The 11514-nt window shown below is 71.9% G+C and carries 8 protein-coding genes; 3 read left to right on the top strand and 5 right to left on the bottom strand.

Annotated features, from left to right (window positions below):
• Positions 1–121: 121 nt before the first annotated feature.
• Together FHX80_RS21745 and FHX80_RS21740 are read right to left on the bottom strand one after the other, a co-directional pair.
• Positions 122–2959 carry a putative bifunctional diguanylate cyclase/phosphodiesterase gene (locus FHX80_RS21745; RefSeq protein ID WP_145765731.1) on the bottom strand — a complete coding sequence of 946 codons (2838 nt, stop codon included), beginning with the start codon at positions 2957–2959 and terminating at the stop codon, positions 122–124.
• A 283-nt stretch (positions 2960–3242) separates the two neighbouring features.
• Entirely contained in the window at positions 3243–4205 is a 963-nt protein-coding gene (locus FHX80_RS21740) for a 2-hydroxyacid dehydrogenase (protein WP_145765730.1), read from the bottom strand.
• A gap of 96 nt (positions 4206–4301) precedes the next feature.
• Here FHX80_RS21740 and FHX80_RS21735 point away from each other — a divergent pair, with 96 nt between their 5' ends.
• From FHX80_RS21735 to FHX80_RS21725, 3 genes are all read left to right on the top strand, one after another.
• The gene (locus FHX80_RS21735) at positions 4302–5294 is read left to right on the top strand and encodes an aldo/keto reductase (RefSeq protein WP_145765729.1); all 993 of its coding nucleotides are present in this window, start codon (positions 4302–4304) and stop codon (positions 5292–5294) included.
• Between the two features lie 277 nt (positions 5295–5571).
• Entirely contained in the window at positions 5572–6750 is a 1179-nt protein-coding gene (locus tag FHX80_RS21730) for a PQQ-dependent sugar dehydrogenase (protein WP_145765728.1), read from the top strand.
• Between the two features lie 31 nt (positions 6751–6781).
• On the top strand, positions 6782–7039 hold the full coding sequence (locus FHX80_RS21725; RefSeq protein WP_145765727.1) for a DUF6191 domain-containing protein: 258 nt from the start codon (positions 6782–6784) through the stop codon (positions 7037–7039).
• A gap of 36 nt (positions 7040–7075) precedes the next feature.
• Here the strand turns inward: FHX80_RS21725 and FHX80_RS21720 are convergent, their stop codons facing one another.
• The 3 genes from FHX80_RS21720 to FHX80_RS21710 all read right to left on the bottom strand — a co-directional run bounded on the left by FHX80_RS21720 (position 7076) and on the right by FHX80_RS21710 (position 11372).
• Positions 7076–10276 (bottom strand): helix-turn-helix transcriptional regulator, encoded by a 3201-nt coding sequence (locus tag FHX80_RS21720; protein ID WP_411977495.1) that lies wholly within the window; start codon positions 10274–10276, stop codon positions 7076–7078.
• Between the two features lie 13 nt (positions 10277–10289).
• On the bottom strand, positions 10290–10469 hold the full coding sequence (locus FHX80_RS21715; protein ID WP_145765726.1) for a hypothetical protein: 180 nt from the start codon (positions 10467–10469) through the stop codon (positions 10290–10292).
• Between the two features lie 222 nt (positions 10470–10691).
• Positions 10692–11372, bottom strand: a complete 681-nt coding sequence (locus tag FHX80_RS21710) for a hypothetical protein (RefSeq protein ID WP_145765725.1) — start codon at positions 11370–11372, stop codon at positions 10692–10694.
• Positions 11373–11514: the final 142 nt, after the last annotated feature.

Raw genomic sequence — 11514 nt, 5'->3', positions numbered from 1 at the left:
GGAGCGCGCCGGTGCGGTCTGCAGAGTGCCATCGATGGACCCTGCTTCAGCCGACGCGCTTTCCAAGTACGAGAATTCGGGTGCGCATGGCATTGACCCTCTCTCCGACGCACTCGCAGTGTCAAGTGGGTGGGATGGGCGTCTCAGTATGTGAGCCGGTGAGGAGCGGGATCGAGCCGCCCGCCAGGACCGGCTGAACGGCCGGGCTGCCGGGCACCGGGAACTCGCCGCGCACCAGGGCGCGGCGCAGCCGGTACTCGTCCAGCGGCCCGGAGAAGGCCATGCCCTGGCCGTGCGTACAGCCCATGGCGCGCAGGGCGAGGACCTGTTCCGGTACGTCGACGCCGTCGGCCACGGACTGCATGCCCAGGTCGCACGCGATCCGCAGCAGCCCGCTGGTGATCTTGTGCAGCCGGGCGGACTCGACGACGCCCTCGACCAGACCGCGATCCAGCTTCAGTACGTCGATGGGGAGCCTGCGCAGGGCGTTTATCGCGGCGTATCCGCTGCCGAAGCCGTCGAGCGCGATACGCACGCCGAGCCGGCGCAGGGCCACCAGCCGCTGTTCGAGTTCGTCGAAGGAGACCCTGGGGTCGCTGTCGGAGACTTCGATCATCAGCGCGCCCGACGGCAGCCCGTAGCGGGTGAGCAGCGCCTCGACGGTGCCGAACGGCCTCCCCTTTTCGAGGAGGCGGCGGGCGGAGAGCCGGACGGCGACGGAGACCTGATGCCCGGCATTGGTCCGGTCGGCGGCCTGCTCGACGGCCTCCTCCAGGAGCCAGCGGCCCAGTTCGGCGGTGCGGTCGCTGTCCTCGGCGACGCGGAGGAACTCGGCGGGGGTGAACAGGATGCCCTGGGCGGAGCGCCAGCGGGCCTGTGCCGCGACGGCGGCGACCGCACCACTGGCCAGATGCACCACGGGCTGGTGCAGGAGGGCGAACTCGCCGTCCCGCAGGGCGGTGCGCAGCCGGGCAGCGAGCTCGGAGCGGCGTACCACTTCGGCCTGCATCTGCGGGGCGTACAGCTCGACACGGTCCTTGCCGCCCGCCTTGGCCCGGTACATGGCGAGGTCGGCGTTGCGCATGAGGTCGTTGGGAGTGATGGCCGGCTCGGCGAAGGCGACGCCGATGGAGGCGGTGACCCGGACCTCACCGGCGCCGATGCGGTAGGGCTGGGAGAGCGTGAGGCGCAGCCGGTCGGCGATCTCGTGGACCTGGTATTCGCGGGAGGTCTGCTCGCGGCTGCCGTCACCGACGATGAGGGCGGCGAACTCGTCACCGCCGAGCCGGGCGGCGGTGTCCCCCGCCCGTACGGAGTCCTGGAGACGGCGGGCGGCCTGGATGAGGAGTTCGTCGCCCGCCTGGTGGCCGAGCCGGTCGTTGGCCGCCTTGAAGCCGTCCAGGTCGATGAAGAACACGGCGGTGCCCACGTCACCGGACCGGCGGCCACCGAGGGCCTGGCGGACCCGGTCGGTGAAGAGCGCGCGGTTGGGCAGGTCGGTGAGCGGGTCGTGCTCCGCGTTGTGCTGCAACTGGGCCTGCAGCCGGACCCGTTCGGTGACGTCGCGGCTGTTGAGGATCAGCCCGCCCTGGTGGCGGTTGACGGTGGACTCGACGTTCAGCCATTCACCGCTGCCCGACCTGAAGCGGCACTCGATACGGGTGGTGGGCTCCTCGGCCGGCGCAGCGGCAAGGAACCGGCGCACCTCGTGCACCACCCGGCCGAGGTCTTCGGGGTGGATGATCGAGGCGAGCTCCGCGCCGACGAGGTCGTCCGCCTCGCGCCCGTAGACACCGGATGCGGCGGGGCTGACGTAGCGGAGTATGCCGGTCGGGGCGGCGATCATGATGACATCGCTGGAACCCTGCACCAGGGAGCGGAAGTGGTTCTCCTTCTGGGCCAGTTCCTGGGTGAGCGCGATGTTGTCGACGAGCATGATGCCCTGCCGGACGACCAGCGCGAGCACCACCGTGCACCCGGTGAAGACCACGACACGGTCCACCCTGCGGCCCTCGATGACGTTGTAGAGGATGCCCAGGGTGCAGACGGCGGCGGCGAGGTACGGCGTCAGCGCGGCGAGCGAACCGGCGATGGGGCGACTGGTGGTATGCGGCTCCGGAGGCTCCTGGACAGCGTTGTCCTCCTCACCGCCCGCACCCCAGGGGGCGTACGCGAGGAGCAGCGAACCGGCGAACCAGCCCGCGTCGAGCAGTTGGCCGGAATGGTACGACTGGCGCAGCAGCGGCGAGGTGAACAGGGCGTCGCACAGGACGGTCAGGGCGAGGGCGGCGATGGCGGTGTTCACCGCGGCGCGGTTGACGTTGGAGCGCCGGAAGTGGAGCGCGAGCACCATGGAGACCAGCACGATGTCGAGCAGCGGGTAGGCCAGCGAGAGCGCCGCCCGGGCCACGCTGGCGCCCTCGACGTCCGCCAGATGTGCCGTATGGGCGAGGGCGAGGCTCCAGGAGAGCGTGAGGAGCGATCCGCCGATCAGCCAGGAGTCGAGTGCCAGGCAGAGCCAGCCGGCCCGGGTGACGGGGCGCTTGGCGAGGACGAGCAGTCCGACGATGGCGGGTGGCGCGAAGCAGAGGTAGAAGAGGTCGGCGAGGGACGGGCTGGGCACCGGGAGTCCGCGCACGAACTCGTACCAGCCCCAGACCGCGTTGCCCCCGGCGGCCATCAGCGAGGAGAGCGAGAACAGCAGCCAGGCCGGCCGGAACCGGTTGTCCGCCGCACGCGCGAAGAGGAAGCAGGACACGGCGGCGGCCAGGGCGGCGGCGCTGAGGCCGAAGTCCCCCATGAAGAGCGCCAGTCGCTGCGATCCCCAGTCCACGGCCGCGCCCACCGCGTATCCGGTGCAGACGAGGCCGAGGACGAGCTGCGGGAACAGCGCGGGCGTCCTCCCGACGGCCGACTGCCGGGCCAGGAGCGCCCCTCGGGTACTCGCCGGGGCGCTCACCGGGGTGTCCCCGAGATCTCCGGACGGCTGCGGCGCCGGCGCAGCGAACACATCGCCGACCGCCTTCGACCGCCCTGCCGTGCCGGATCATTCGCCCATCGGCCGTACATCGCCCGTCGCCCCCTCGCGTGTGGCTTCCTCCCCGGCGCCGCCCCTTCCACGGCGCAACCTCCCTTTCGGACGATACACCAGACTCGTCACACAGGGACATAGTTTCTCTACTCTCCGTGACGACCTGGGGTGTTGTCGGCACTGAGTGCCGCGGAACGTGCTCGCAGCGTGTTCAGCCGGTGGTGCGCACGACGTTGTGGACCGGCTCCCCCGCGGCGAAACGGCTGAGCTGTCCGGAGATCAGACGCTTGGCACGAGGCAGGAACGCCGAGGTGCTGCCGCCGACATGCGGAGTGATCAGGACGTTCGGAGCATGCCAGAGGGGATGGCCGGCAGGGAGCGGTTCCGGGTCGGTGACGTCGAGGGCGGCGTGCAGCCGGCCGGACTCGAGTTCGGCCAGCAGGGCCTTCGTGTCGACGACACCGCCGCGGGCGACGTTCACCAGCAGCGCCCCGTCCGGCATCGCCGCGAGGAATTCCGCGTCCACCAGCCCTTGCGTGGAGGGGTTCAGCGGGGTGGACAGGATCACTATGTCGGCTTCGGGCAACAGTGCGGGCAGGTCGTCGAGCGTATGTACGGGCCCGCGTGCGGTTGTCCGGGCGGAGCGTGCGACGCGCGCCACCCGCGCGCACTCGAAGGGCGCGAGCCGGTCCTCTACGGCGGAGCCGATCGATCCGTATCCCACGATCAGCACGGACTTGTCGGCGAGCGCCGGGTAGAAGCCGGACCGCCACTCCTCGTCGTCCTGGCCGCGCACGAACCCGGGGAGCCCGCGCAGGGAGGCGAGGACCAGGGCGAGGGCCAGCTCGGCCGTGGACGCCTCGTGGACCCCCTTGGCGTTGCACAGCCGCACCCCGGCGGGCAGCCGGCCGAGCCCCGGCTCGACATGGTCGATGCCCGCGGAGAGCGTCTGCACGACCCGCACCGAGGTCATCCCGTCGAGCGGACGGACCGCGACCTTTGGGCCCTTCATGTACGGAACGACATAGAAGGCACAGTCCGCGGGGTCGGCGGGGTAGTCCTGCGCGCCGTCCCAGAAACGGTAGTTGAGACCCTCGGGGAGCCCTTCGATCTCATCGGCCGCGAGGGGCAGCCATACGTCGGGGGCCGCGGTGGAATTCGTGGTGGAAGTCATGGTCAGGAGGCTATGCGAAGGCGTGCGGGGAGCAGAGGTTAGTTTGTGGGTGCGGAGTGGGCCCGTGCAGACGGGGCCGAGGGGGGGTTCGGGGAGTTGGAGCGCAGGAGTCTCGGTGCGGCGGCGCTGGCCGTGGGCGCGGTCGGTCTCGGCTGCATGCCGATGAGCTGGGCGTACGCCGCCTCGCAGCAGCGTGGCGATCACGCCCTGCGCGCGGTGCAGGCGGCGCTCGACGCGGGCGTCCAATTGATCGACACGGCCGACATGTACGGCCCGTTCACCAATGAGCTGCTGGTGGGACGGGCGCTGAAGGGGCGCCGCGCGGAGGCCTTCGTCTCCACCAAGTGCGGTCTGCTGGTGGTCGATCAGCACATCGTGGCCAATGGCCGGCCCGGCTATGTGCGGCGGGCCTGCGACGCCTCGCTGCGCCGTCTGCAGACCGATGTGATCGATCTGTACCAGCTGCACCGGGCCGACCCCGAGGTGCCCGTGGAGGAGACCTGGGGCGCGATGGCGGAGCTGGTGGCCGCGGGGAAGGTACGGGCCCTCGGGCTGTGCGCGATCGGGGCGCGGGCCCCGCGGCGGCCGGGCGCGCGGATGCACGACGGAACGATCCGGCAGCTGGAACGGATGCAGCAGGTCTTTCCGGTGAGCGCGGTGCAGGCGGAGCTCTCGGTGTGGTCCCCCCAGGCGCTGGAATCGCTGCTTCCGTGGTGTGCGGCGCGGGGGGTGGGATTTTTGGCGGCGATGCCGCTGGGCAACGGCTATCTGACGGGGACGCTCACTCCGGGGCAGGGCTTCGAGCCGGACGATCTGCGGGCCAGGCATCCCCGGTTCACCGCCGAGATGATGGCGGCGAACCAGCCGGTGGTGGTGGGGCTGCGACGGGTCGCCGAACGGCACGGGGCGACGCCCGCGCAGGTGGCGCTGGCCTGGGCGCTGCGGCAGGGGCCACAGGTGGTTCCGGTGCCGGGGACCAAGCAGGAGCGGTGGGCGGTGGAGAACGCGGGGGCGGCCGGGCTGGAGCTGACGGCGCGGGACCTGACGGAGATCGACCGGTTGCCGCCGGCGCGGGAGTCGTGGGACTGAGCACGGGGGTACGGGCGGGCGCGGCACGGGCGGGCGGTGGTCACCGGTCACCGACCGCTGACCGCTGACCACTGACCGCTGACCGCTGACCAAGAAAGTCGGCGGTCGGTGGGAACCTCGGGCCGGGCCGCGGTGTAAGAACAGTGGACAGGCGGCCGTCGAAGGGATCGGTGCGGTGTTCGGATCTGGGCAGGACCCGGCGGGGCGTCATACGACGCGTCATGGGAGTCGTCGCGTTGCGCGGAGGCGTACGGGGGCGGGAGCACGGCGCGGAGCGGTGGCCGCACTGGCGGTGGGTGCCCTGATGCTCGCCGCGGGGTGCTCCTCACCGGAGGGGGTGGAGGGCACGGTGGGCCAGGGGACGGGATCACCGGCCGGGTCCCCGACGGCCCGGTCGAGCCCGGCGGCCTCGCCGTCCGCCTCGCGTCCCATGGCCGATCCGCCGCCCGCGAAGGGCTCGGTGAAGGTGGTGTCGACCCTGACCGAGGGGCTCGACTCGCCGTGGGGCCTCGCGGCCCTGCCGGACGGTGACCTGCTGGTGTCCTCGCGCGACAAGGGCACGATCACCAGGGTCGACGCGAAGAGCGGGAAGAAGACGCTGCTGGGCGCCGTGCCCGGCGTGGCTCCCGCCGGGGAGGGCGGGCTGCTGGGGATCGCGGTCTCTCCCGCCTTCGGCACGGACCACCTGGTGTACGCGTACTTCACCACGGCCTCGGACAATCGCATCGCCCGCATGCTCTACGACGAGAAGGGGACGACGACCGGTCAGTTGCTGGGCGCTCCCGACACGATTCTGCGGGGCATCCCGAAGGGCTCCATCCACAACGGCGGGCGGATCGCCTTCGGCCCGGACCACATGCTGTACGCGGGGACCGGCGAGACAGGGGATCGCGGCCTCGCGCAGGACAAGAAGTCCCTGGCCGGCAAGATCCTGCGGATGACGCCGGACGGCGAGCCGCTGCACGGCAATCCGCAGGCCGACTCCGTGGTGTATTCGTACGGTCACCGCGATGTGGAGGGGCTGGCCTGGGACAACCACAAGCGGCTGTGGGCGTCCGAATTCGGCCAGGACACCTGGGACGAGCTCAACCTGATCGTGCCGGGCGGAAACTATGGCTGGCCGGAGGTCGAGGGCAAGGCGGGCAAGGCGGGGTTCCGTGATCCCGTGGCACAGTGGAAGCCGTCCGAGGCGTCCCCGAGCGGCATCGCTTTCGCCAAGGGTTCCATCTGGATGGCCGCTCTGCGCGGTGAGCGGCTCTGGCGGATTCCGCTGTCCGGTACGGCGGACAGGGAACCTCTGGCGGCCCCGCAGTCGTTCCTGAAGGGGAAGTACGGCCGTTTGCGCACCGTGCTCGCGGCCGACGGCGACAAGCTCTATCTCGTCACGAGCGAGACGGACACCCGTGGCACCCCGAAGCCGGGAGACGACAAGATCCTGGTGCTTGAGGTGCGGTAGCGGCTACAGCAGGCGGAAGGGTGCGCGGCCGGTGTTCAACTTCTTCGAGGAACTCTTCGCACCGGGCCGCAAGCACGCTGCCGAGGAACAGCGGCGGCTGGAGCTGAGCCGGGTGGATCTCGGCATCGGCGACCCGGCGCGCGGCCCGATAGACCTCACCTCGGGCAGGGTGGTGGTCCGCCGACCGGACGCCGGGGACGGAGAACCCGAGCACACGGGCCCCGGTGAACCAGGGCCCGGGGACCCCGAGTCCGGCGGGGCCGCCGGCGAGCGCGGCGAGAGGCTCTGAGGCCTGTCCCGCCCGCCGGGGACCGCGGGACAGCCCTCAGGAACCCGTCGGCGTGCGGTAGAGACGCAGCCGGTGCGCGAGCGCGGCGGCCTCGCCCCGGCCGGCCACACCGAGCTTGGCCAGGATGTTGGAGACGTGCACGCTCACGGTCTTGGGCGAGATGTAGAGCTCCTCGGCGATCCTGCGGTTGGTGTGGCCCTCGGCGACGAGCCGGTGCACGTCCTGTTCGCGCCGGGTCAGCCCGAAGGACTCCACAGCGGCGGCGACCACGGCCCGCAGCTGCTCCTCGGAGTGGTCCCGGCCGGTCCGCTCGCCGGTGGCGCCGTCGCCGTCCGGGACCGTGACAGCCACCAGGATCTCGGGGCCGGAGCCGGGGGTGTGCGGCTCGTCGGGGGCCGTCAGAGCGATGCGGGCGCGTCCTGCCAGCAGCTCGATGGTCTCGGCCAGCGGGCGGGCGCCGAGCTGCCGGGCGGTGCCGTATGCCTCGCGCAGCAGGACGGTGGCCGTGGGCCGGTCGCCGGAGGCCACGAGCAGGGCCTCGGCCCAGCGGTGGCGGATCTGGGCCAGTTCGTACGGACGGTGCAGCGGGGTGAAGGCCTGTGCGGCGCGGGACCAGTGCCCGGGGGTGTCGAGGCCTTCGGCGCGGGCCAGTTCGGCATCGATGAGCAGACCGTAGGCCACCCATACGGGGACGACCATCGGCAGCCGCTTGAGGTGTGTGCGGATCAGGGCGAGGTTCGCCGGCCGGCCCGGTTCGGTGGCGGGCAGGCCGCGGGCATCGGCCTCGGCCGCCGCGACGACGTGCAGCAGGGGCATGGCGTAGCGCTGGGTGCCGGTCGGGAAGCCCACCTCCGCCTGGGCCTCGAAGGCCGTCCGGGCCTCGGGAAGGCGGCCCTGCTGCACGGCGAGGGTGATGGTGTGGCGCACGGCGTTGATGAAGTGCTGGGGTTGTGGGTCGCGGGAGCCGAAGCTCCGCTTGTTGAGCGCGAGTTGCCGTTCGGCCTCGGAGAAGTCTCCGCGTGCCAGGGCCACTTCGGTGCGGCGGGCGGCGATCAGCCCCTGGGGTTTGCGGGACAGCGCCTTGCGGGCGGCGGCCTCGATGGTGGCCAGGGCCTCGTCCCAGTGACCGAGCGAGAACAGGGACATAGCCTGGTTGGTGCGGACCCAGGCCTCCGTGTCGGCGATGCCGTGGCTGTGGCAGATCTCGATCCCGTGGTCGGCGGCGGCCACGGCTTCCAGGGAACGGCCCATGGCTTCGAGGGTGGAGGGAAGGTTGATGCTGGCGCGGCCCATGATGCCGATGAGGCACAGCTCGTCGGCCCGGTCGCGGACGGCATACATCTCGGCGATGCCCTCGTCGACGTCTCCGGCGTCGGCGGTCAGCCAGCCGCGGGTGAGGCGTGCGTGCAGCTCGATGTACTCGTCGCCGACCAGCCGGGCGTACTCCACGGCCCGGTCGGCGGCGGCGAGGGTGTCGGCGCCGGGGCGGTGCAGGGCGCCCCAGCCGGCCACGCTCATCAGGACGTCCGCGTGCACGGCCGAGGGGGGCAGTCCACGGACCAGTTCCTCGGCGGTGGCCAGTTCCGCCCAGCCGTCCCCCCGGGCGAGGTCCTGGATCAGTCGGGAGCGCTGGACCCAGAACCAGGCGGCGCGCAGGGCGTCGTCCCCGCTCTCCAGGATGCGCAGGGCCTTCTTGCAGATGGCGAGGGCCCGTTCGCGGTCCCCGCCGAAACGGGCGGCGACGGTGGCCTCGGCCATCAGGTCGAGATAGCTCAGGGGGGTGGCGCTGTCGCGGCCACAGGCCGGGTAGACCTCGGCGTAGTCGATGGGGCGCAGGGTGCCGCGTATCGCTTCGGGAGCATCGTCCCACAGCTCCATCGCCCGTTCCAGAAGCCTGAGTTGCTCGGAGTAGGCGTTGCGGTGGCGCGCTTCGACGGAAGCCTTCAGCACGGCGGGCAGGGCCTTGGCGGCGTCGTGCGCGCCGTACCAGTAGCTGGCCAGGCGGGTGGCGCGTTCCCCGTCGCGGACGAGGGTGGGGTCGGTCTCCAGGGCCTCGGCGTAACGGCGGTTGAGCCGGGAGCGTTCGCCCGGCAGCAGGTCGTCGCTGACGGCCTCGCGGACCAGGGAGTGCCGGAAGCGGTAGCCGTTGCCCTCCGGGGTGGTGAGCAGCAGGTTGGCGCCGACCGCTCCCCGCAGGGCTTCGATGAGGTCGTCCTCGGTGAGGCCGGCGACGGCGGCCAGCAGTTCGTACTCGACGGCGGAGCCGCCCTCGGCCACGATCCGGGCGACTTTCTGGGCGTCGTCGGAGAGCGCCTCGACCCGGACCAGGAGGAGATCGCGCAGCGAGTCGGGGACTCCGGCCCCGTCGCCGCACTCCAGGCTGCAGGCGAGCTCCTCGACGAAGAAGGCGTTGCCGTCGGAGCGCTCGAATATCTCGTCCACCAGGGCCGGTTCGGGGGTTCCCGCGAGGATGCCGGCGAGCTGCCGGCGGACCTCGGCCCGGTTGAAGCGGGCGAGCTCGATGCGGCGGACGGTCCGGACCCGGTCCAGTTCGGCCAGGAGCGGGCGCAGGGGGTGCCGGCGGTGGATGTCGTCGGCCCGGTAGGTGCCGACCACGACGAGGCGGCCGCTGCGCAGCGTACGGAACAGGTAGGCGAGGAGGTGCCGGGTGGAGGCGTCGGCCCAGTGCAGGTCCTCCAGGACGAGCACGACCGCGCGCTCCGCGGAGATGCGCTCCAGCAGCCTGACGGTGAGCTCGAAGAGCCGGGCGGTGCCGTGCTCGTCGGCCGAGTCCCGGCCGGGCTCGCCGAGTTCGGGAAGCAGCCGGGCCAGTTCGCCCTCCTGCCCCGCGCAGGCCGCGGCCATCTCGTCGGGCAGGACGCGGCGCAGGGCGCGCAGGGCCGTGGAGAAGGGGGCGTACGGCAGACCGTCGGCGCCGATCTCCACGCAGCCACCCACGGCGACGACGGCCTCGCGGCGGGCCGCCACCGCGAGGAACTCCTCGACCAGCCGGGTCTTGCCCACGCCCGCCTCGCCACCGATGAGCAGCGCCTGCGGCTCTCCGCCGGAGCCGCGGGCCGGGCCGGTGCCTTCCGCGGTGGCACGGGCGAGCGCATCGGTGAGCGAGGTGAGTTCGCCTGCGCGGCCGACGAACACGGGACTGACTGACCTGGTCTCCACGACGCCGAGCATCGCACACGGGTCCGACATCGCGGAGCCGGGAAGCTGGACAGGCATCGTCCTTCGGCCCTTACGCGGCGTGCGTGAACCGTTCCCGTTCCCTGGCCGCGTTCACCATCCTCTCGCGCTCCTTGCGTGCCGACCTGCGGACGGCCCGGCCGGCACGGCGTGCCTCCCGGATGAGCCGCTGGTTGTCGGCGCGGCGGATCAGTTCGGCGTGCCTGATCTTGTGGAGCTCCAGCTCGTACATGCGATTCCCCCTGGTGACGAGGGCCCGTTGGGCCTCGGTGGCGGCAGTTCCTCTGCCGTGCCACTACTTTCGTCGCCCAGGGGGTGCCGCCGCATCGGGCGAGTTACGCATCTCTGACGGGCCGGGGCCTTAGTCGGGCGCCCACGCCGCCGCACAAGGGCGGTGAACACCCCCGCAGATGCCTTAGGCCGCGCCGGGAGGCGCCGTACCTGCCGCTCGGGGTCAGCTTCCCGCCGTCGCCGTGGGCAGGGCGACGATGAGGTCGAAGTACATGCCCACGGAGATCAGCACACCGAGCACACCGAGCGCGATTCCGCCCATGGCCACCGCGCGGACCCAGCCGGCCTGCGGGTGTGCGGACGGGGCACCGAACGCGGGCCGGACCAGGACGTAGCCGCCGACCAGCAGCGCGAGGAGCCCGAAGAGGCCGTTGACCAGTGCGGTGGCGTGCCAGGCGTCGCCGTAGATCTCGGAGATCTGCTGCGCCGCGGAACCGCCCGACGATGTCTTGATCTGTCCGATCAGCGTCTCGCGCTCGGCGGCTACCCGGCCGCTCCAGGCCCCGGTGAGCGAGACGATGCCGAGGCCGACGGAGACGACGGCCGCGGCGGCGGTGCCGAGGCCTGCGGACTCGTTGTCGGACTCGTCGGCGTCCGGATCGAGGTCGAAGTCCTGCTCAGCAGCGTCAAGGTCGGCGTCGGCGTCCATCGCCGCATCGGCATCGGCATCGGCATCACGGTCCGCGGCCTTTCCGGGCCCGGTACGTGCCTCGTCGAGGTGCTTCGCCGTGTCCTTGGCGCCGGCGGTTTCGGTGACGGTCTTCTTCGCCGTCTCCCGCTCTCCGTCGCCCTCGGCGGTGGGAACGGTGGGAGTAGTGGGAGTAGTGGGAGCAGTGGGGTTCATTTCCCGCACGCTAGGCGCCCCGGATGAGAACGTTCTTAACGCCCGGCGACGCCCCGCCCCCGAACCCCCGGTTCACCCCCTGCCCGGCCCGCCGTTCCGGGGCCGGTGGGCGCGAACACCGTGCCCCTTCCCGTATCTTGCG

The organism is Streptomyces brevispora (assembly GCF_007829885.1).
GTDB classification, from domain to species: Bacteria; Actinomycetota; Actinomycetes; order Streptomycetales; family Streptomycetaceae; genus Streptomyces; species Streptomyces brevispora.
The sequence above is the reverse complement of the archived record's forward strand: the minus strand, read 5'-3'. Positions and strand labels throughout refer to the sequence as shown.